The sequence below is a fragment of the Pseudomonas sp. Z1-12 genome (genome assembly GCF_051132015.1).
GTDB classification, from domain to species: domain Bacteria; phylum Pseudomonadota; class Gammaproteobacteria; order Pseudomonadales; family Pseudomonadaceae; genus Aquipseudomonas; species Aquipseudomonas zanjanensis.
This window is the reverse complement of sequence record NZ_CP071647.1, coordinates 6,465,535-6,484,437: the sequence shown is the minus strand read 5'-3', so window position 1 is coordinate 6,484,437 and position 18,903 is coordinate 6,465,535. Positions and strand designations below refer to the sequence as shown.

The 18,903-nt window shown below is 62.3% G+C and carries 18 protein-coding genes; 10 read left to right on the top strand and 8 right to left on the bottom strand.

Going from position 1 to position 18,903, the window contains the following annotated elements:
• Positions 1 to 17: 17 nt before the first annotated feature.
• Entirely contained in the window at positions 18 to 476 is a 459-nt protein-coding gene (locus tag J3P85_RS28460) for an Rsd/AlgQ family anti-sigma factor (RefSeq protein ID WP_053126475.1), read from the top strand.
• Between the two features lie 58 nt (positions 477 to 534).
• On the opposite strand, the gene J3P85_RS28455 is transcribed toward J3P85_RS28460, so the two are convergent.
• Positions 535 to 1,200 carry an FKBP-type peptidyl-prolyl cis-trans isomerase gene (locus tag J3P85_RS28455; RefSeq protein WP_434704272.1) on the bottom strand — a complete coding sequence of 222 codons (666 nt, stop codon included), beginning with the start codon at positions 1,198 to 1,200 and terminating at the stop codon, positions 535 to 537.
• Positions 1,201 to 1,391: 191 nt separating this feature from the next.
• Between J3P85_RS28455 and J3P85_RS28450 the strand changes: the two genes are divergently transcribed.
• The gene (locus J3P85_RS28450; RefSeq protein ID WP_434704271.1) at positions 1,392 to 2,594 is read left to right on the top strand and encodes an AlgP family protein; all 1,203 of its coding nucleotides are present in this window, start codon (positions 1,392 to 1,394) and stop codon (positions 2,592 to 2,594) included.
• Here J3P85_RS28450 and J3P85_RS28445 read toward each other — a convergent pair.
• Complete coding sequence (locus tag J3P85_RS28445; RefSeq protein WP_434704270.1) at positions 2,591 to 3,055, bottom strand: TIGR02444 family protein; 465 nt, start codon at positions 3,053 to 3,055, stop codon at positions 2,591 to 2,593. The two genes, J3P85_RS28450 and J3P85_RS28445, sit on opposite strands and share 4 nt — an antisense overlap.
• 50 nt (positions 3,056 to 3,105) lie before the next feature.
• Here J3P85_RS28445 and J3P85_RS28440 point away from each other — a divergent pair, with 50 nt between their 5' ends.
• The 3 genes from J3P85_RS28440 (at position 3,106) to rhtB (ending at position 6,374) form a co-directional block, all read left to right on the top strand.
• Positions 3,106 to 5,016 carry an ATP-binding cassette domain-containing protein gene (locus J3P85_RS28440; protein WP_434704269.1) on the top strand — a complete coding sequence of 637 codons (1,911 nt, stop codon included), beginning with the start codon at positions 3,106 to 3,108 and terminating at the stop codon, positions 5,014 to 5,016.
• Entirely contained in the window at positions 5,016 to 5,597 is a 582-nt protein-coding gene (locus tag J3P85_RS28435; protein ID WP_186706844.1) for a mechanosensitive ion channel family protein, read from the top strand. The genes J3P85_RS28440 and J3P85_RS28435 overlap by 1 nt, the downstream gene beginning before the upstream one ends.
• A gap of 144 nt (positions 5,598 to 5,741) precedes the next feature.
• Entirely contained in the window at positions 5,742 to 6,374 is a 633-nt protein-coding gene (gene rhtB, locus J3P85_RS28430; protein ID WP_186706843.1) for a homoserine/homoserine lactone efflux protein, read from the top strand.
• 193 nt (positions 6,375 to 6,567) lie between these two features.
• Here the strand turns inward: rhtB and J3P85_RS28425 are convergent, their stop codons facing one another.
• The 4 genes from J3P85_RS28425 to J3P85_RS28410 all read right to left on the bottom strand — a co-directional run bounded on the left by J3P85_RS28425 (position 6,568) and on the right by J3P85_RS28410 (position 9,842).
• Complete coding sequence (locus tag J3P85_RS28425) at positions 6,568 to 7,311, bottom strand: penicillin-binding protein activator LpoB (RefSeq protein ID WP_207963812.1); 744 nt, start codon at positions 7,309 to 7,311, stop codon at positions 6,568 to 6,570.
• 3 nt (positions 7,312 to 7,314) lie between these two features.
• A complete protein-coding gene (gene lpoB, locus J3P85_RS28420; RefSeq protein ID WP_053126460.1) occupies positions 7,315 to 7,902 on the bottom strand; it encodes a penicillin-binding protein activator LpoB in 588 nt (195 codons plus the stop codon).
• A gap of 155 nt (positions 7,903 to 8,057) precedes the next feature.
• On the bottom strand, positions 8,058 to 8,429 hold the full coding sequence (locus tag J3P85_RS28415; protein WP_186706841.1) for a YcfL family protein: 372 nt from the start codon (positions 8,427 to 8,429) through the stop codon (positions 8,058 to 8,060).
• A gap of 18 nt (positions 8,430 to 8,447) precedes the next feature.
• Complete coding sequence (locus J3P85_RS28410) at positions 8,448 to 9,842, bottom strand: COG3014 family protein (protein ID WP_186706840.1); 1,395 nt, start codon at positions 9,840 to 9,842, stop codon at positions 8,448 to 8,450.
• A gap of 316 nt (positions 9,843 to 10,158) precedes the next feature.
• Here J3P85_RS28410 and J3P85_RS28405 point away from each other — a divergent pair, with 316 nt between their 5' ends.
• Both J3P85_RS28405 and J3P85_RS28400 read left to right on the top strand, forming a co-directional pair.
• Positions 10,159 to 12,057 carry an FTR1 family protein gene (locus tag J3P85_RS28405; protein ID WP_434704268.1) on the top strand — a complete coding sequence of 633 codons (1,899 nt, stop codon included), beginning with the start codon at positions 10,159 to 10,161 and terminating at the stop codon, positions 12,055 to 12,057.
• Positions 12,058 to 12,201: 144 nt separating this feature from the next.
• Positions 12,202 to 12,657 (top strand): YaiI/YqxD family protein, encoded by a 456-nt coding sequence (locus J3P85_RS28400; protein ID WP_092254454.1) that lies wholly within the window; start codon positions 12,202 to 12,204, stop codon positions 12,655 to 12,657.
• Between the two features lie 127 nt (positions 12,658 to 12,784).
• On the opposite strand, the gene elbB is transcribed toward J3P85_RS28400, so the two are convergent.
• Positions 12,785 to 13,453: an isoprenoid biosynthesis glyoxalase ElbB gene (gene elbB, locus J3P85_RS28395; RefSeq protein WP_186706837.1), complete on the bottom strand. Its 669-nt coding sequence runs from the start codon at positions 13,451 to 13,453 to the stop codon at positions 12,785 to 12,787.
• A gap of 124 nt (positions 13,454 to 13,577) precedes the next feature.
• Here elbB and J3P85_RS28390 point away from each other — a divergent pair, with 124 nt between their 5' ends.
• The gene (locus tag J3P85_RS28390; protein ID WP_434704267.1) at positions 13,578 to 14,825 is read left to right on the top strand and encodes a sterol desaturase family protein; all 1,248 of its coding nucleotides are present in this window, start codon (positions 13,578 to 13,580) and stop codon (positions 14,823 to 14,825) included.
• On the opposite strand, the gene J3P85_RS28385 is transcribed toward J3P85_RS28390, so the two are convergent.
• A complete protein-coding gene (locus J3P85_RS28385; RefSeq protein ID WP_434704266.1) occupies positions 14,806 to 15,429 on the bottom strand; it encodes a DedA family protein in 624 nt (207 codons plus the stop codon). The genes J3P85_RS28390 and J3P85_RS28385 overlap by 20 nt on opposite strands.
• A 204-nt stretch (positions 15,430 to 15,633) precedes the next feature.
• On the opposite strand from J3P85_RS28385, the gene hemB reads away from it, so the two are divergent.
• Together hemB and ppk1 are read left to right on the top strand one after the other, a co-directional pair.
• Entirely contained in the window at positions 15,634 to 16,647 is a 1,014-nt protein-coding gene (gene hemB, locus J3P85_RS28380; RefSeq protein ID WP_434704265.1) for a porphobilinogen synthase, read from the top strand.
• 17 nt (positions 16,648 to 16,664) lie between these two features.
• The gene (ppk1, locus tag J3P85_RS28375; protein ID WP_434704264.1) at positions 16,665 to 18,881 is read left to right on the top strand and encodes a polyphosphate kinase 1; all 2,217 of its coding nucleotides are present in this window, start codon (positions 16,665 to 16,667) and stop codon (positions 18,879 to 18,881) included.
• The last annotated feature ends 22 nt before the right edge of the window (positions 18,882 to 18,903 follow it).

The window sequence follows — 18,903 nt, the reverse complement described above, 5'->3', positions numbered from 1 at the left end:
CAAGGGAAGAAATCACCATGCTCGAAAGTTGTCAGAATGCTCAGGAACGCTGGGGTGGGGTGCATCTGTTGATCGATCGCTGGCTGCAAGAGCGTCGCGAACTGATTCGGGCCTACGATGATCTTGGCGACAAGCCTGAAGCCCTGAGCGAAAGCCGCAAACCCTTGCAAGAGTTTTGCGGTGTGCTGGTCGACTATGTGTCTGCCGGTCATTTCGAGATCTATGAACAACTGACGGGCGAGGCCAAGGCCTTCAACGACAAGCGCGGCCTGGAACTGGCCGAGACGATTTACCCACGCATCGATGTCATCACCGAGAAGCTGCTGGCGTTCAACGACCTGTGCGATGAAGGCAAGTGTGTCGCGGAAAAATTCAAGGAACTGGGCGGCTTGCTGCACGAGCGTTTCGAATTGGAAGACTGCCTGATCGAAGTGCTGCACAACGCTCACAAGGAAGAAGATACCGTCCAGGCCTGAGGGCTCGCGGTCATGAAAAAACGGTGCGCATTGCGCACCGTTTTTTATTGGGTCAACGTCAGGTCGTCGCGCCCAGCAACTCGATCTCAAACACCAATGGCGTGTACGGCGGGATCACATCCCCGGCCCCTTCAGCGCCATAGGCCAGGGACGACGGGATCACCAGTCGCCATTTCGCGCCGACCGGCATTTGCGGCAACGCACTGCGCCAACCGTCAATCACACTGTCGAGGTTGAACCACTGTGCCTGGCGATTGGCGTCGAATACGGTGCCGTCCGGCAGCCGACCGGTATATAGCACCTGGACCTTGCCGTGAGGGCCGGCCTTCGCGCCATGGCCTGGCTTGATTTCGGTCAGCAGGATGCCGTCTGCCAATTGCTGGACGCCGGGTCGGTTCTTTTCTTCGATGAGAAATTGTTGCTCGGTTTTCAATGCCGCGTCGGTCTGCGGCGTTGTCAAAGGCGCGTTCATTTGCGCCTGGTGCTCGGCCAGGATTTGTTCGATGCGTTCATCCTTGAGCGCCAGCGGCTTGCCCAGGTAGGCCTGTTGCAAACCTTCGACCAAGGCTTTGATCTGCAGGTCCGGCACGTCCTGGCGCAGGCGTTCGCCGAGGCTGGCGCCCAGGCTGTAAGCCAAATCGTGGGCATCGTTTGCGCTGGTTTTTTCAGCGGCCTGGACCGTGGCGCAAGCCATGCACAGGAGTAAAAACAGGTGACGCGACATGTGTGCTCTCCGGCCTCGAATCGAGGAATTATGCCAGTGCCGATATCTGTAGAGGTGGATTGCCAAGGCACTGGCGCAGAAGATTTTTCCTCCCTTGCAACGCAACGTCTTGTGTACTGTCAACATGCCCTAGCGGCGGTTGCAGCAGAGGTCTAGTATGAGCCGCACTCACGTCAGTCAGGAGGTAAACCATGTCGGCCACCAAGAAGCCTGTAAACACTCCGTTGCACTTGCTCCAACAACTCTCGGGCAGCCTGCTCGAACATCTGGAAAATGCCTGCTCCCAAGCGCTGGCTGATGCTGAAAAACTGCTCGCCAAACTGGAAAAGCAACGCGGCAAGGCGCAGGAAAAACTGCACAAGTCGCGCACCAAACTGCAAGACGCAGCCACTGCTGGCAAGGCCAAGGCTCAAGCCAAGGCTAAAGACGTCGTGAAAGAACTCGAAGACTTGCTCGATGCCTTGAAGGATCGTCAGTCCGAAACCCGCGCCTACATTCTGCAACTCAAGCGTGATGCCCAGGAAAGCCTGAAACTGGCCCAGGGCGTCGGTCGCGTGCAAGACGCCGCGGGCAAGGCGCTGTCGCTTCGTGCTGCCAAGCCTGCCGCTGTATCGGCCAAGAAGCCGGCGGCTAAACCCGCCGTGGCAAAAGCACCGGCCAAAGTCGCTGCCAAGCCTGCCGCCAAAGCACCGGCCAAAGCCGCCAGCAAGCCGGCTGCCAAACCCGTCGCTGCCAGCGCTGCAAAACCTGCGGCGAAAAAACCAGTCGTCAAGGCGGCTGCCAAGCCCGCTGCAAAAACGGCGGCCGCTAAACCTGCCGCTGCCAAGCCCGCTGTAAAAGCGGCTGCTAAACCTGCCGCCAAGCCAGCGGCAAAAGCTGTCGCCAAACCTGCCGCTAAAACCGCCGCCGCCAAACCAGCCGCGACGAAAACCGCCGCCGCTAAACCGGCTGCCAAAGCGCCGGTAAAAGCCCCTGCAAAACCGGCTGCCGCCAAGCCTGCTGCCAAACCGGCAGCGAAGCCTGCGGCAACCAAAACGGCTGCGGCCAAGCCCGCTGCAAAAACCGCTGCCAAGCCAGTCGCTGCCAAAGCCCCTGCCAAAGCCGCGGCTAAACCCGCTGCCAAACCGGCCGCGGCCAAGCCTGCAGCTGCGAAGCCAACGGCTGCCAAGCCAGCCGCCGCGAAACCCGCTGCTGCCAAGCCCGCCGCGAAACCGGCCGTGAAAAAACCAGCCGCTGCAAAACCTGCGACTGCGCCAGCCGCCAAGCCCGCAACATCGGCTCCGGCTCCGGCTCCGACCGCGGCACCTGCGCCAACCGCCAGCACGCCGGCCGCGGCGACCAGCCCAGCTGCCGTTGCGCCGACCGCCAGCAGCACCCCAACCAGCGCTTCCTAAGTGCCGGACACCGCGACGCGCAGCTGATGCAGCGCGTCGCGGCTCGCGGGTTCGGCATTCGCCGCCAGCCCTTGCAGCCATTGCGCTGAATCGTTCTGTTGTGCCCCCGGCCAATCCTTGGCCAGCGCTTCCAATCGTTCCAACAATTGCCGTTCGGCAGCCAACTCCATTTGTTTGACCTGTTCGCGCAGGCCATTGAGTGCCGTGTCCTGAAGGGCGCCGGCTTTCCATTGGTTGCGAAGCGTACGCAGTGGCCGCACCACCTCGGTCTCCCACGGCTCGGCCATTTGTCGAAGTTGCTGCAGCCTGTGTTCATTGCAGGCCACGCCGCGCTGCGCCAGCCACAGGCCACAAAGCAGCAGGCAGACGTTGGCGCCGGCGTCTTGTGCCGCCAGGCACGCAGGCTCTACGCCAGGCTTGGCATAGAGGTCGAGGGAAAAACTCCACAGGTCAGGGGACATCGTGCTACTCGCGCCAGTTGCGAGCGAAGCTGGTAGACTCCGCCGCCATTATGATCCGACTTCAGAACCTGACTTTACAGCGTGGCCCGCAACGTCTGCTAGAAGACGCCGAGCTGACCCTGCACGCCGGCCACAAAGCCGGCCTCATCGGTGCCAACGGTGCCGGCAAATCGAGCCTGTTCGCCTTGCTGCGAGGCGAGCTGCACCCGGACTCGGGCGATTGCCTGCTGCCGGCCGATTGGCGCATCGCCCACATGCGCCAGGAGGTCGACACCCTCGAGCGCCTGGCGGTGGACTACGTGCTCGATGGCGACCTGCGCCTGCGCCAGGTGCAGCGTGACCTGGCGGCGGCCGAAGCGGCCCACGACGGTGCCGCACAGGCCCGCCTGCATTCGGAACTCGACAGTGCCGATGGCTACACCGCCGATGCCCGCGCGCGTAAATTGCTCGCCGGCCTGGGCTTCACCAACGAACAGATGGACCGCCAGGTCGGGGATTTCTCCGGCGGCTGGCGGATGCGCCTGAACCTGGCGCAGGCGTTGATGTGCCCTTCGGATCTGTTGTTGCTCGATGAACCGACCAACCACTTGGACCTCGACGCCATCATCTGGCTCGAAGACTGGCTCAAGAGCTACCCGGGCACGCTGCTGCTGATTTCCCACGACCGCGATTTCCTCGATGCGGTGGTGGATCACGTGGCCCATGTCGACCAGCGCAAGCTCACCTTGTACCGTGGCGGCTACAGCGCGTTCGAGCGCGCCCGTGCCGAACGCCTGGCCCAGCAACAGCAAGCCTATGAGAAGCAACAGGCGCAACGTGCGCACATGGAAAGCTACATCGCCCGCTTCAAGGCCCAGGCCACCAAGGCCCGCCAGGCCCAGAGCCGGATCAAGGCGCTGGAGCGGATGGAAGAGCTGTCGGCGGCCCACGTCGATTCACCGTTCGATTTTGTCTTCCGCGAATCGACCAAGATCTCCAGCCCGTTGATCGACCTGTCTGACGCACGCCTGGGCTACGGCGACAAGACCGTGCTGGAGAAGGTCAAGCTGCAACTGACCCCCGGTGCGCGGATCGGCCTGCTGGGCCCCAACGGTGCCGGTAAGTCGACCCTGATCAAGAACCTTTCCGGCGAACTCGAGCCTTTGGCCGGGCGCTTGACCCGAGGTGAAAACACCGTCGTCGGCTACTTCGCCCAGCACCAGCTCGACTCCCTGGATTCCAAGGCCAGCCCGCTGTTGCACTTGCAACGGTTGGCGCCGACCGAGCGTGAACAGACCCTGCGCGATTTCCTCGGCGGTTTCGATTTCCGCGGGGCGCGCATCGACGAGCCGGTGTTGAATTTCTCCGGCGGCGAAAAGGCGCGCCTGGCACTGGCATTGATCGCCTGGGGCCGACCGAACCTGTTGTTGCTCGACGAACCGACCAACCACCTGGACCTGGAAATGCGCCTGGCCCTGACCATGGCCTTGCAGGAATTCAGTGGCGCGGTATTGGTGGTGTCCCACGATCGGCATTTGCTCAAGAGCACCACGGATAACTTCTTCCTGGTCGCCGATGGCAAGGTCGAGGAGTTCGACGGTGACCTGGAGGACTACGCCCGTTGGCTGGTGGAGTACCGCCAGCGTAACGCGCCGGTCAGCAGCACACCGGTCAACCCGGACAAGACCGACAAGAAAGCCCAGCGCCAGGCCGCCGCCGCACTGCGCCAGCAACTGGCGCCGCACAAGCGCGAGGCCGACAAGCTCGAAGCCGAGCTGGGCAAGCTGCATGAAAAATTGCAGAAAATCGAAACCAGCCTGGGCGACAGTGGTCTCTACGAGGCAGCGCGCAAGGATGAGTTGCGTGATCTGCTGGCCGAACAGGCCAAGCTGAAGGGCCGGGAAGCGGAGCTCGAGGAGGCTTGGATGCAAGCGCTGGAATGGCTGGAAAACCTGCAAGCGGAGCTGGAGGCGTTGTCCTGATGGAAGCGTTGGCGTTGCCTGTCCCTGTCATGTGGATCGAGCCGATCTGGCTCGGTGTGCAAATCCTGCTGATCCTGGTGGCCGGTTATGTCTCGCAGCGTTTCGTCGCGCGTGCGCTCACGGGCCTGGGTGAGCGTTACCCGCTCCCACCCCAACTGGTGATTATCCTGCGGGGTGTGCTGCGCTGGCTGATCATGGGCACTGCGGTGCTGGTGGTGCTCGAACGCCTGGGTGTCTCGGCCACGGTGCTGTGGACGGCGCTGTCGGGTTTTGTCGCGGTGGCAGCGGTGGCGTTCTTCGCCATCTGGAGCGTGCTGTCCAACCTGTTCTGCGCCGTTTTGATCTACACCGTCGGACCCTTTCGCCTGGGCGATGTGGTCGAGTTGGTGGATAGCACCGACAAGCCCGGTATCAAGGGGCGCGTGGTGGCAATCAATCTGCTGTACACCACGCTGATCGAACCCGAGGAGCTCGGCACCGGCAGCGCGATGGTGCAAGTGCCCAACAGCCTGTTCTTCCAGCGCTCGGTGCGGCGCTGGCGTGGCAGCGAAGCGTTCCCGGTGGGTGGTTTCGTCGAATAACGCAAAGGGCCGCTACGTGGCCCAGCGGGAGCAAGCTCCCTCGCCACGGTTCATGCCCGCTTGAGGTTTGCGCAAAAAACGGTAGTCAACCACGTGACGGCGCATTAGCTTAGTCGTTTCGACGAATCCGAGCCGGGGAGTGCAATGGTGCTGGAAACATGGTTGGCGTTTTTCGCTGCGTGCTGGGTGATCAGTCTTTCGCCGGGTGCCGGCGCGATTGCATCGATGTCCAGCGGTCTGCGATATGGCTTTTGGCGCGGTTACTGGAACGCCTTGGGCCTGCAGTTGGGCCTGGCGTTGCAAATCGTGGTCGTTGCCGCTGGTGTTGGCGCGATCCTTACGGCATCGGCCACTGCGTTTTATGCCATCAAGTGGTTCGGCGTGGCCTACCTGGTCTACCTGGGGGTCAAGCAGTGGCGAGCCATTCCCGGCGACATGACCGACGACGCGGCCCCACGGCCCATCGGTAAGCCCCTGGCTCTGGTGTTTCGCGGTTTCCTGGTCAATGTCAGCAACCCCAAGGCGCTGGTGTTCATGCTGGCGGTGTTGCCGCAGTTCATCAATCCCCATGCGCCGTTGATCCAGCAGTACCTGATCCTGGGCGTCACCATGATCGCCGTCGATCTCATCGTCATGGCCGGGTACACCGGGTTGGCGTCTAAAGTCCTGCGTCTGTTGCGCACACCGAAACAACAGCGGCGAATGAACCGTGCCTTCGCGGGTATGTTCATTGGCGCGGCGGGGTTGCTTGCGACGATTCGCAAAGCCGCGGCATAAAGCAAAACCTGTGGCGAGGTAGCTTTTGTGGCTGGCTTTTGTAGAGGGCTTTTGTGGCGAGGGAGCTTGCTCCCGCTCGGTTGCGCAGCGACCGCAAGATCTTGGGGCCGCTTCGCCCGAAGCGTCGGGCCGGCCCAGCGGGAGCAAGCTCCCTCGCCACAAAAGCAGCTAAACAGCTACCCGACGGTATGCCTTAGCGCAAGATCACCGGCGCCGTGTCCCGGGGCAGGTTGTTGCGCGGCACCGGCTCGCCAGGTTGCTCGTAGCTCGGGCCGCCGAGTTGTTCGCTCAGTTGCCGCGCCACGTCTTCACCCAGGGCCTTGGACACTTCGCGGACCACCCGTGGGCGGTTGAGGCTGATGCGTGCGTCCCGGTGGTTCAGCAACTTGGTGTCCTGGCCTTCACCCATGGCCGTGAAGGCCGAGGTGATCTCGTAGGTCTTGGTGTTGATCAGGCTGAAGTCCGCCACCAGGGTCAACGCCAGCACAGCCGAGTAGCTGTCGGTATGGGCCAACTCGTTGATGTCGCGGGTGAAGTCGATGTCCGACACGGTGCCGAACAGCACGTAGTCGGCACCCTTGAAGTTGCCGGCCTTGATGCGCTTGATCACGTCATACACGTCGCCAGTGGAAGCCGCCGTGTGGGGCGTGCCCTGGGTCAGCTGGAACATGCCGCTGCGCAGGATCTCGCCCTTGATGTCGCCGGTGAACTTGCGCAGTTCGCCCTGCTCGATGTAGCTGCTGGTGGCTTCCATCTCGTCGTAGCTCGAGGAAGCGCTGGCGCTGTAGGGGTTCGCCTGGAAGTTGCTCTGCGCCGAAACGGTGTGGATGTATTCCTCCACCCGTTCCTGGTACGCCAGGTCGGTTACCGCGACTTTTGGGGCCGCCTGGGCACTGAATGCGCAGGCCAGGGCCATGATGCCTATCCATGTGCGCATGGCTTAGCGCTCCGTGGTCTTGCGGATTTCTTTTTCGTCCATCCACTCGGCCAGACCGCTCTCGACGTCGATCAATTGCAGGCTGAATTTGTAGAAGACGTCCTTGTAGTCGCTGCTGCGCTTGACGATCGAGCTGATGGAGCCCTCGAGGCGGTACTTGGCAGCGATCATGTTGCCGGTCTTGGCCACGGTGCTTTTCTTGTACAGGCCGCTCTGGTTCTGCAGCTTGAGCTGGTCGACCTGGCTTTCCATGGCGGTGTTGTCGCTGGCGAAACGGGCCGCGCCGGTCTTCATCAACTGGGTCTTGATGCTGGTGGTGATTTCCCGGGTGTCGATGTATTCGCTGGTCTTGTTCTTCACGTCATAGACCTGGACAACCGGGCGACCCTGCAGGATGCCGGACTGTGCCAGGGAGCGGGTCATGGACTCGGCGATCATTTGCAGGTCGGTGGAGCCGAACTCGTTGGTCACGGTTTCCACGGCCTTGGTATCGCCGTAGCTGATGTTCTTGTTGCCCAGGACCGGCGAGTTGTTGGCACAGCCGCTGACCAGCAGGGCGGCGAGGGCGAGGGAGGAAATGCGTACGAACATGTGGGGGCTCTCGAAAACTGAAAAAGGAGAATAACGCGTCATTCGGGCGTTTTTTGTGGGAGCGAGCTTGCTCGCGATAGCTGTGTGTCAGTCACATCATGGCTGGCTGATCCAGCGCTATCGCGAGCAAGCTCGCTCCCACAGTTTTTTGCGTCTCAAGGGGTATTGATTTCCAAGCGGAAATCCACGGCCTTGGGTGTCGGTGCGATGGCCGGCAGGAAACTGGTCTGTTCGCCATACATCGTCAGGCTTTTCCAGGTTTCTTCTTCGGCGATCGGAAAGCCTTCCGGCCCCAGCCAGGCAAAGCGGTAATACATCGTCTTGTTGTTGTAGCTGGTGTTGCTCAACTGGACGTTGACGGTCATGTAGCCGTTTTCCCGGGCCACGCGCATGGCGCCGACCACGATGTTCTTGGTCTTGCCCATCGCCACGACCTTGCTGGCGGCGCTGCCCGGCTCCGGTGGCGGCGGGGTGGCGCAACCGGCCAGCAAGGCCAGGGCGCCGACGGCGATCAGTTTTAAACGCATGTGAACAAGACTCCGTTCTTAAGGTTGCTTGAGGGCAATGGCGGTCGGGTTGGCGCTTGGTATCACCTGGGCCGCCAGGCCGCCGGCGAACACTTGGTTACCCACCGCTCGCAGCGTGATGACCTGGTAGCGCTGGTCGACGGTGACCTTGACCACCGAACCGCCCACCGCGCTTGGCAGGGTGACCTGGTGCTCGCCTTTCTTCAGGCGCAGGCGCACGACCTGGGTGTAGTCGGGCAGGGTGCGCCAGGTCCGGGTGTCGGCGCCTTCGAGTACCGCCGAGGTAAGACCCACGGCCAGGCCGGCCAAGGGATTGGTTTCGTTGATCTGCTTTTGCGCCACACCACGGGTGATTGCGCGCACGGTGGTGCGCAGGATGATGCCCGGCATGTCATCGCGCAGGGCTCGGCGCGACATGGCGGTGGTGCTGTTGAGCTGGGTCAGGTCCAACTGGCGGCCGTCGACACCGATCTGGCCGAAGGTGGCTGTGGAGGTGTCAGGCTTGATCAGCGGGAACGACAACGGTGTGATGACCAGGTTGCCGCTGATTGGCAGCGGAAGGGGAATGCGGATCGAGTCCCGGGACGGCGCCAGGCCACTCTGCACCACGATCAGGATGTCGCTGTCATCGCTTTTGGCGGCAGGCTTGTCCAGGTCGCGCAGGGCCTGCTCCAGCAATGGCGTGTTGGGGCGCAGTTCGGCGGCCTTGCGATAACCCGGCGCGGCCAGGTCCTTTTCACCCAGGGCTTCGTAGACGAAACCGGCCAGGTAATGGCTGAACGCGCTTTGGTAGCTGTTTTTGAGGCCGACGACTTCCGGGGCGTCGAGGCTGGCCACCGGGTAACCCTGGAGGTCCTTGTATTCGGTCCTGACCCCTTGTTTCTCGGCTTCTTCCTCGCGCTTGAGGTATTCCTTGTCCCGCAGGTCGGCGATCACCGCTTCGCGTTCGTGGGTCTTCTTGATCTGGGTCCGGGCGCCGTCGAAGTCATTCACTGCCAGCAGATTCAGGGCCATCTGCGTGGTCAGCATGACCTTTTCGTAATCGTAGCCTTCGTAGCGGCGGACTTTATCGTTGACCAGGAAGCTGCCGAACTGGGCCAGGTACTTGGCTGTGTCGAGCTTGACCGCATCTTCCCACTGGCCAACCTGCTGATCGGCGCTGTTCCAGGCGGTCTGGCTGCCGGACAAATCGCCCTTGGCACGCAGCAGCTCACCTTTCTCGAAGTAATACAGCAGGTCTTTGTCCTGACTGGAATTGTTCTTCTCCAGCAGGGTCAACGCGCCGTCGACGTTGCCGGACGCCAGCTGCTGGTTGGTCTGGGCCAATTCGCTGTCGTAGTTGCGAAAGGCCGAGCAGCCGGACAACAAGGTGATCGCGCCGAGGGCGACCGAAAGAACGGCACGGGATGCCATGAACATTTTCTTCCCTGATAGCAGCCGGGGGTGTGCGGGCCGGGCTGGAGCGATCCCACGGACAAGCGTCGAAACGCTGTCGGTTCCTCATAAAAAGAGGAGCTTTTATGCCATCGAATGATAAGAAGGCCGCGGGATTATAAACATGGCGCTTGGCTATGTAATGGCTTTTCAATTGCGAATTGCTGTTTTTGTGACATCACCTCCAAAGCATGAAAATCCGATGAAAATCGGCTCCCTAAGCACATCCGCCCTTGAGCCAAAGCCATTGGAAGTGAACAATGTGTTACTTCTTATTACCAACCGAGAGTCATTCATGACTGCGCCGTTCCGTTTCCTGGCCTGGCTTGTATTGCCATTGCTTGCGCTGTGCAGCACTTCGCTGCTGGCCGACACCCTCGAAAGTGCCCCCCAGGCGCTGCATTTATTGGATTACATCGGGGCGGATTACCCGGCTACGGTCGAGGCGGGCAAGGTCATCGACGAGGCGGAGTACCGTGAGCAGTTGGAGTTCACCCAGGCGCTGGAAGGGTTGATCGTCGGGTTGCCGGCCAAACCGGAAAAGGCCGAGCTGGTCCAGGGCATCGGCGCCTTGCGCACGGCGATCACCCAGCGCCAGGACGGCGGCGAAGTCGCCCGTCTGGCGCGGCAGCTGGGGGCCAAGCTGGCGGTGGCATATGAAGTCAGCCAAGCGCCGGTCATCACTCCCGATCCCATTCGCGGTGCGCCGTTGTATGCGCAGAATTGCTCGGTGTGCCACGGTGCCACCGGTGCCGGCGACGGTCCTGCCGGTGTTGGCCTGGAACCGCCGCCCGCCAACTTGCGGGACGCCCAGCGCCTGGATCGCCTGAGCCTCTATGGGATCTATAACACGCTCGGCATGGGCATCGAAGGCACCGACATGCCGGCTTTCGCCGATCAGCTCGACGACCGTCAACGCTGGGATTTGGCGACCTATATCGCCAGCTTCAGCGCCGATCCGGCCGCCGCCAAAAGCGAACAAGTCTTTAACCTCGCTGACCTGGCGCGCCAGACCCCGGGCGAAGTCCTCGCCGCGCAAGGCCCAGCGGCGGCGGCGACATTCCGTGCCCAGCGCGCCCAGCCGCCACAGGTTCAACGTGGCCCGGCGCAGTTGCTCGACTACACGGCCGCCACCCTGGACAAAAGCATCGCGGCGTATCGCGCCGGTGACCATGACCAGGCCTACGACCTGTCGGTAGCGGCTTACCTGGAAGGTTTCGAGCTGGTGGAAAGCTCGCTGGACAACGTCGACGCCAACGTGCGCAAAGACACCGAAAAGGCCCTGATGGCCTACCGTCAGTCGCTGCAGGACGGTCTGCCGGTGGAGCAGGCCGAACAGCGCCTGGACGCGGCCAAGGCCAAGTTGAAAGCGTCGGCCGGCCTGCTGGGCGGCGATGGCTTGAGCTGGTCGCTGAGCTACATCTCCGGCTTGCTGATTTTGCTACGTGAAGGGTTGGAAGCGATCCTGGTGCTGGCGGCAATCCTGGCATTCCTGCGCAACACCGGCCAGCAGTCGGCGGTGCGCAGCGTCAACGTCGGTTGGGGTCTGGCGCTGCTGGCCGGCCTGGCGACCTGGGGCCTGGCGGCGTATGTGATCGACGTCAGCGGTGCCCAGCGCGAGTTGCTCGAAGGCGCGACGGCGCTGTTCGCCAGTGTGATGGTGCTGTGGCTGGGCGTCTGGATGCACGACCGTCGTCACGCCGCGGCCTGGCAGGATTACATCAAGAGCAGCCTGGTGGGCGGCGGTGGTCGTTTTGGGTTTGCGATCCTGGCGTTCTTCTCGGTCTATCGCGAACTGTTCGAAGTGATCCTGTTCTACGAAACCCTGTGGCTGCAAGCGGGCCCTGCCGGGCACAACGCGGTGCTGGCCGGCGGCGCGACGGCGCTGGTGTTGCTGGTGGGGTTGGCCTGGGTGATCCTGCGCGGCTCGGCGAAACTGCCGCTGGCGCTGTTCTTCAGCATCAACGCCGCGTTGTTGTGCGCGCTGTCGGTGGTGTTCGCCGGTCATGGCGTGAAGGCGTTGCAGGAAGCCGGGATCTTCGGCACCCATCCGGTGGCGTTCTTCGACTTCGACTGGCTGGGCATTCATGCCGATGCCTATTCGCTGGCCGCCCAAGTGGTGGCGATCCTGGCGATCGTGGTGCTGTATGGGCGCAGCTGGGTGGCGGAGAAGCGTCGGGTGCAGGTTTCCTGAAAAAGCATTCGCTGCGCTCATAATCGCGAGCAAGCTCGCTCCCACAGTCAGCACCCACTGGGTTTGCACTCACCTGTGGGGGCAAGGTTGTGTGGGAGCAAGGCTTGCCCGCGATGCTTTTTAATCTTTAGAGGAAACCACTCAATGCGCGTATGGATCGACGCCGACGCCTGTCCCAAGGCGGCGAAGGAACTGGTGGTCAAGTTCGCCTTGAAGCGCCGGTTCGAGGTGGTGCTGGTGGCCGGCCAACCGCAGATCAAGCCGGCCCTGGCCTGTGTGAAATTGATCGTGGTGCCCAGCGGCCCTGACGCGGCGGACGATTACCTGGTGGAGCACGCCGTGCCGGGTGAGCTGGTGATCTGCAGCGACGTGCCCTTGGCCGACCGCTTGGTAAAGAAGGGCGTCGCCGCCCTGGACCCGCGGGGCAAGGAGTTCGATGCGCAAAACATGGGCGAGCGCCTGGCGGTGCGCAACCTGTTCACCGATTTGCGTGAGCAGGGGCATATGGGTGGCGGCCCGGCGGCGTACAGCGAGCGGGACAAGCAAGGGTTTGCCAATGCGCTGGATCGGATCCTGACGCGGTTGGCTCGATTACCTTAAACCTTGCGCATAACCCTGTGGGAGCGAGCTTGCTCGCGATGGCGGTGTGTCAGTCAATACCTAGGCAACTGAATTGATGCCATCGCGAGCAAGCTCGCTCCCACAGGAGAGGGTTGAGAAGGGTGGGTCAGGCGTCGTTCTCGTGCGTCAATTCCAGCACCCGGTCCACCAGCTTGTTGATGCCCGAAGCCGCTTCGCTGATGTTCTGCGCCAGCATGTAGGCCGGGGTGCTGACCAGTTTGCGCGCGCGGTCCTCGACGATGTCGGTCACCGCGCAGTCTTCGTGGGTGCCGCCCATTTTGCTCACGGCCGCCGCCGTGTCCGGGTCGTTGCCGATGGTGCAAGTCACCCCCGGGCCATAGATTTTTGCTGCCAGGGCCGGGGAGATGCAGATCAGCCCCACCGGTTTTCCCGCCTCGGCAAAGGCTTCGGTCAAGGCCAGGACTTCTGGCTGGACCGTGCAGCCGGCGCCTTCGACGGCAAAGTTGGAGAGGTTTTTCGCCGAGCCAAAGCCGCCGGGTACGATCAGCGCATCGAAATCGTCGACGTTGGCGTCACGCAAATCCTTCACGTTGCCCCGGGCGATCCGCGCGGACTCCACCAACACGTTGCGGCTCTCGGGCATTTCCTCGCCGGTCAGGTGATTGATCACATGCAGCTGGGCAATGTTGGGGGCGAAGCACTGGACCTGCGCCCCGCGCTGATCGAGGCGCAGCAAGGTGATCACGCTTTCGTGGATCTCGGCGCCGTCATACACGCCACAGCCGGAAAGGATCACTGCAATTTTTTTGCTCATGGGCTTTTTCTCCAGATTCATGGCGTTAAATGTCTACTAATTTGTCACTCGTTGCCATAGGGGGATCGGGCAGCTACACCTAACCTGCCGGTTATCTCCCTGCCTTGCCTGTCCGGGTTGCGTCATGAACTTCATCCTGTATGCCGTGCCGTTCTTCTTTGTGCTGATTGTCGTCGAGTTGTTGGCCGATCACTGGCGGGGCGTGAGCCACTACCGCGTGGCAGACGCGATCAACAGCGTGAGCACCGGCGTGCTGTCGACTACTACCGGCCTGCTGACCAAAGGCGTGGGACTGGTGACCTATGCCTTTGCGTTGAAGCACCTGGCCGTCATCGAACTCCCTGCCGACCGGGCCTGGACCTGGGTGTTTGCCTTCGTGCTCTACGACTTCTGCTATTACTGGCTGCACCGCATGGGGCATGAGCGCAACATCCTCTGGGCCGCCCATTCGGTGCACCACCAGAGCGAGGACTACAACCTGTCCACCGCGTTGCGCCAGACCAGCACCGGCTTCCTGTTGAGCTGGGTCTTCTACGTCCCGCTCGCCGTATTGGGCGTGCCGTTGGTGGTCTTCGTCAGCGTTGCGGCGTTGAATCTGCTGTACCAGTTCTGGGTCCACACCCAGCACGTTCCCAAGCTCGGCTGGCTGGAGTGGTGTTTCGTGACGCCGTCCAATCATCGTGCCCACCATGCACAAAACCCTCTCTACATGGATCGCAACTACGGCGGGGTGTTCATTATTTGGGACCGTCTGTTTGGCACCTTCCAGGAAGAAGACGATGACGAGCCGGTGGTTTTTGGCGTGACCACGCCGCTGGCGAGCTGGAATCCGTTGTGGGCCAACCTGCAGTTCTATGCCCAGCTGTGGGCCGATGCGCGGCGAGCGGAGCGCTGGTGGGACAAGCTGCGAATCTGGTTCATGCCCACCGGTTGGCGCCCGGCGGATGTCGCGGCCCGGTACCCGCTGAACAAGCCGGACTTGAGCCAGTTCCGCAAATTCGAAGTGCCGCTGGACCTGCGCCAGCAGTGGTACGTAGGGCTGCAGTTCGGCGTCTACATTGCCTTGGGCAGTTATTTGATGAACCTTGAAGGCAGCCTGCCGGTCGCCGCCCTGGTGCTGGGTTGGGGCGCGGTGGCGTTCGGTCTGTTCGTGTTGGGCGTGGCCCTGGAGAATCGCCCGTGGGCGCTGAAGCTGGAGCTGTTGCGGCTGGCGTCGAACCTGCCGCTGGTATGGCTGGCGCCCTTGGCCGGGTTGTGGCCGTCCAGCGCTATGATGAGCCATGGGGCTTGGGTCGGGCTGCTCAGCTACAGCCTGCTCAGCGGCATCGGGCTGTATTGCTGCCGCTGCCGGTTTACTCGGTTGGCGTCGTAGGTGCGTCGGACCGGGCTTGTTCCAGGCGCTCGGCTTCGAGGACTTTCTTGGCCAGCCGCGCGTTCTTGATGCGTCGGCGCAGCCACAGGACCAGGCCCAGCACCAGCAACGCGCCAAGCACCCATAGTTCATATTTCTTGATACTGCCCAGCATGCCTTCCAGCACCGCGCCGAAGTGGTACGCGGCGGCGGCCAGGGCCGTGGCCCAGATTGCCGCGCCGATGCCATTGAGCAGCAGGTAGCGGCCCGGCGGATAGCCTGACAGGCCGATGGCCACCGGCATCACCGTGCGCAGGCCGTAGACGAAGCGGAAACTCAGGACCCAGATGTCCGGATGCCGGCGGATGTGCTCCAACGCGCGATCGCCCATCAACTGCCAGCGCGGCTTGCGCGCCAAGAGCTTGCGGCCGTGCTTGCGCCCCAGGAAATACCACAGCTGATCGCCCGCGTAGCTGCCGCAGAACGCCACGACGACCACCAGGTTGATGTCCATGTAGCCACGGAACGCCAGGAAGCCTGCGAGCACGAGGATGGTTTCGCCTTCGAAGAACGTGCCGATAAACAAGGCCAAGTAGCCGAAGTCATGCAGAAATTGTTGGAGCATTGTCTGGGTGCTGGCGAAATGAACGCGCAGCCTAACCCTTCGGGCACATTCAGGAAAGTATCGAAATGTGTCTCGACGTGAACAATTCCTACAGAAGACAATGACTGCGACTACCGGTCGCGCTTTCGCACAACTGTCATGCGTTCGTCATAATGGCCGCTTATAACTGTCACGCTCGCCCGTCTGCGGGCTCAGGAGTCTGCCGTGAGCTTTACCCCCGCCAATCGTCTGTTCCCTGCTACCCGTCTGCGTCGCAACCGCCGTGATGAGTTCTCTCGTCGGCTGGTGCGTGAAAACGTGCTGACCACCGATGACCTGATCCTGCCGGTGTTCGTGCTGGACGGTGAGAACCGTCGCGAAGCGGTGGCGTCGATGCCCGGGGTGGAACGCCTGACCATCGACCTGCTGCTCGAAGAAGCCGCCCGCTGGGTCGAGCTGGGCATTCCGGCGCTGGCCCTGTTCCCGGTCACGCCGCCGGCGCTCAAGTCCCTGGACGCCGCCGAAGCCTGGAACCCGGAGGGCATTGCCCAACGTGCGACCCGCGCCCTGCGCGCGCGCTTCCCGGAACTGGGGGTGATCACCGACGTGGCGCTGGACCCGTTCACCACCCACGGGCAGGACGGTATCCTCGACGAAGAAGGCTACGTGCAGAACGACATTACCGTCGATGCGCTGGTCCGGCAGGCGTTGTCCCATGCCGCGGCCGGTGCCCAGGTGGTCGCGCCGTCGGACATGATGGACGGGCGCATCCAGGCGATCCGCGAAGCCCTCGAGGTCGCCGGTCATGTCAATGTGCGGATCATGGCCTACTCGGCCAAGTACGCCAGCGCCTATTACGGCCCGTTCCGCGATGCGGTCGGCTCGGCGCTGAACCTGGGCAAGGCCAACAAGGCCTCTTATCAGATGGACCCGGCCAACAGTCAGGAAGCCTTGCACGAAGTGGCGGCTGACTTGTCAGAAGGGGCAGACATGGTCATGGTCAAGCCTGGCATGCCCTACCTCGACATTCTTTGCCGGGTCAAAGACGAATTCAAAGTACCGACCTTTGTTTATCAGGTCAGCGGCGAGTACGCCATGCACATGGCCGCGATCCAGAACGGTTGGTTGGGCGAAGGGGTGATCCTGGAGTCCTTGACCGCTTTCAAACGCGCAGGGGCTGATGGCATCCTGACTTACTTTGCCGTGCGCGCCGCCCAATTGTTACGAGAGCAGAAATAGCCTCCCAGGAACTTGCGATGAATACCGAAGGACTCACAGAAGTTGCCGTAAAAGACGCTCAACCCGTGGTCGAGCAAGTCGCCGAGACACCGCCGGAGCTGGGGCCCGCTGCCCCGGCTGTGGTCGAGCCCGCCCCGGCCCCGGCGATTGCCATTCCGAACCTGGATGACAGCAGCCTGTACATCCATCGCGAGCTGTCGCAACTGCAGTTCAACATCCGCGTGCTGGAGCAGGCGCTGGACGAGTCCTACCCGCTGCTGGAGCGGCTGAAGTTCCTGCTGATCTTTTCCAGCAACCTGGACGAGTTCTTCGAAATCCGTGTGGCCGGCCTGAAGAAGCAGATCACCTTCGCCCGTGAACAGGCCGGCGCCGATGGCCTGCAACCGCACCAGGCCCTGGCCCGCATCAGCGAACTGGTCCACGGTCATGTGGACCGCCAGTACGCGATCCTCAACGACATCCTGTTGCCGGAGCTGGAAAAGCACCAGGTGCGCTTCATCCGCCGGCGCAACTGGAACACCAAGATCAAGACCTGGGTGCGCCGCTATTTCCGCGACGAAATCGCACCGATCATCACGCCGATCGGCCTCGATCCGACGCACCCGTTCCCGCTGCTGGTCAACAAGAGCCTGAACTTCATCGTCGAGCTGGAAGGCATCGACGCCTTCGGTCGCGATTCCGGCCTGGCGATCATCCCGGCGCCGCGCCTGTTGCCGCGCATCATTCGTGTGCCGGAAGACGTCGGCGGCCCGGGCGACAATTATGTATTCCTGTCGTCGATGATCCACGCCCACGCCGATGACCTGTTCCAAGGCATGAAAGTGAAGGGCTGCTACCAGTTCCGCCTGACCCGCAACGCCGACCTGTCGGTGGACACCGAGGACGTCGAAGACCTGGCCCGCGCCCTGCGCGGCGAGTTGTTCTCCCGCCGTTACGGCGATGCGGTGCGCCTGGAGGTGGCCGACACCTGCCCGAAACACCTGTCCGACTATCTGCTCAAGCAATTCAACCTGCATGAGACCGAGTTGTATCAGGTCAACGGTCCGGTCAACCTGACCCGACTGTTCAGCATTACCGGCCTGGACAGCCATCCGGAGCTGCAATATTCGCCGTTTACGCCGCAGATCCCGAAGCTGCTGCAAAACAGCGAAAACATTTTCAGCGTGGTGAGCAAGCAGGACATCCTCCTGTTGCACCCGTTCGAGTCGTTCACGCCGGTGGTCGACCTGCTGCGCCAGGCCGCCAAGGACCCTCACGTCCTGGCGGTGCGCCAGACCCTGTACCGCAGCGGCGCCAACTCGGAAATCGTCGACGCCCTGGTGGACGCGGCGCGAAATGGCAAGGAAGTCACGGCGGTGATCGAATTGCGCGCCCGCTTCGACGAGGAATCCAACCTGCAACTGGCCAGCCGCCTGCAAGCGGCCGGCGCGGTGGTGATCTATGGCGTGGTCGGCTTCAAGACCCACGCCAAGATGATGCTCATCCTGCGCCGTGAAGCCGGCGAGATCGTGCGTTACGCCCACTTGGGCACTGGCAACTACCACGCTGCCAACGCTCGCCTGTACACCGACTACAGCCTGCTGACTTCCGACGATGCCTTGTGCGAAGACGTCGGCAAGCTCTTCAGCCAGTTGATCGGCATGGGCAAGACCTTGCGCATGAAGAAACTGCTGCATGCGCCGTTCACCCTGAAAAAGGGCATGCTCGACATGATTGCCCGGGAGACGCAGTTCGCCCTGGATGGCAAGCCGGCCCACATCATTGCCAAGTTCAACTCGCTGACCGATCCGAAGATCATCCGTGCGTTGTACAAGGCCAGCCAGTCGGGCGTGCGCATCGACCTGGTGGTGCGGGGCATGTGCTGCCTGCGGCCGGGCATTCCGGGGGTGTCCCACAACATCCACGTGCGCTCGATCATCGGGCGGTTCCTGGAGCACACGCGGGTGTTCTACTTCCTCAACGGCGGTGAGGAGCAGATGTTCCTGTCCAGCGCCGACTGGATGGAGCGCAACCTCGACAAGCGGGTCGAGACCTGCTTCCCGGTGGAAGGCAAGAAGCTGATCCTGCGGGTCAAGAAGGAGTTGGAAAGCTACCTGACCGACAACACCCACAGCTGGAGCCTGCAGTCGGATGGCCGCTACATCCGCAACACGCCGACCGGCAACCAGAACCCGCGCAGCGCCCAGGCGACCTTGTTGGATCGCTTGAGCAGCCCGGTGCTGGCGGTGCGTTAAAGCTCGAAGGTTGGGGGGGCAG

Bases quoted from the DNA above. Each gene is read 5' to 3' on its own strand.
- ppk1 (WP_434704264.1), top strand. From the start codon at position 16,665: ATGAATACCGAAGGACTCACAGAAGTTGCCGTAAAAGACGCTCAACCC.
- J3P85_RS28415 (WP_186706841.1), bottom strand. From the start codon at position 8,429: ATGCGTTTAAAACTGATCGCCGTCGGCGCCCTGGCCTTGCTGGCCGGT.
- J3P85_RS28460 (WP_053126475.1), top strand. From the start codon at position 18: ATGCTCGAAAGTTGTCAGAATGCTCAGGAACGCTGGGGTGGGGTGCAT.
- J3P85_RS28455 (WP_434704272.1), bottom strand. From the start codon at position 1,200: ATGTCGCGTCACCTGTTTTTACTCCTGTGCATGGCTTGCGCCACGGTC.
- J3P85_RS28445 (WP_434704270.1), bottom strand. From the start codon at position 3,055: ATGTCCCCTGACCTGTGGAGTTTTTCCCTCGACCTCTATGCCAAGCCT.
- J3P85_RS28390 (WP_434704267.1), top strand. From the start codon at position 13,578: ATGAACTTCATCCTGTATGCCGTGCCGTTCTTCTTTGTGCTGATTGTC.
- J3P85_RS28425 (WP_207963812.1), bottom strand. From the start codon at position 7,311: ATGCGCACATGGATAGGCATCATGGCCCTGGCCTGCGCATTCAGTGCC.
- J3P85_RS28410 (WP_186706840.1), bottom strand. From the start codon at position 9,842: ATGGCATCCCGTGCCGTTCTTTCGGTCGCCCTCGGCGCGATCACCTTG.
- J3P85_RS28385 (WP_434704266.1), bottom strand. From the start codon at position 15,429: ATGCTCCAACAATTTCTGCATGACTTCGGCTACTTGGCCTTGTTTATC.
- elbB (WP_186706837.1), bottom strand. From the start codon at position 13,453: ATGAGCAAAAAAATTGCAGTGATCCTTTCCGGCTGTGGCGTGTATGAC.
- J3P85_RS28440 (WP_434704269.1), top strand. From the start codon at position 3,106: ATGATCCGACTTCAGAACCTGACTTTACAGCGTGGCCCGCAACGTCTG.
- rhtB (WP_186706843.1), top strand. From the start codon at position 5,742: ATGGTGCTGGAAACATGGTTGGCGTTTTTCGCTGCGTGCTGGGTGATC.
- J3P85_RS28435 (WP_186706844.1), top strand. From the start codon at position 5,016: ATGGAAGCGTTGGCGTTGCCTGTCCCTGTCATGTGGATCGAGCCGATC.
- J3P85_RS28450 (WP_434704271.1), top strand. From the start codon at position 1,392: ATGTCGGCCACCAAGAAGCCTGTAAACACTCCGTTGCACTTGCTCCAA.
- lpoB (WP_053126460.1), bottom strand. From the start codon at position 7,902: ATGTTCGTACGCATTTCCTCCCTCGCCCTCGCCGCCCTGCTGGTCAGC.
- J3P85_RS28405 (WP_434704268.1), top strand. From the start codon at position 10,159: ATGACTGCGCCGTTCCGTTTCCTGGCCTGGCTTGTATTGCCATTGCTT.
- J3P85_RS28400 (WP_092254454.1), top strand. From the start codon at position 12,202: ATGCGCGTATGGATCGACGCCGACGCCTGTCCCAAGGCGGCGAAGGAA.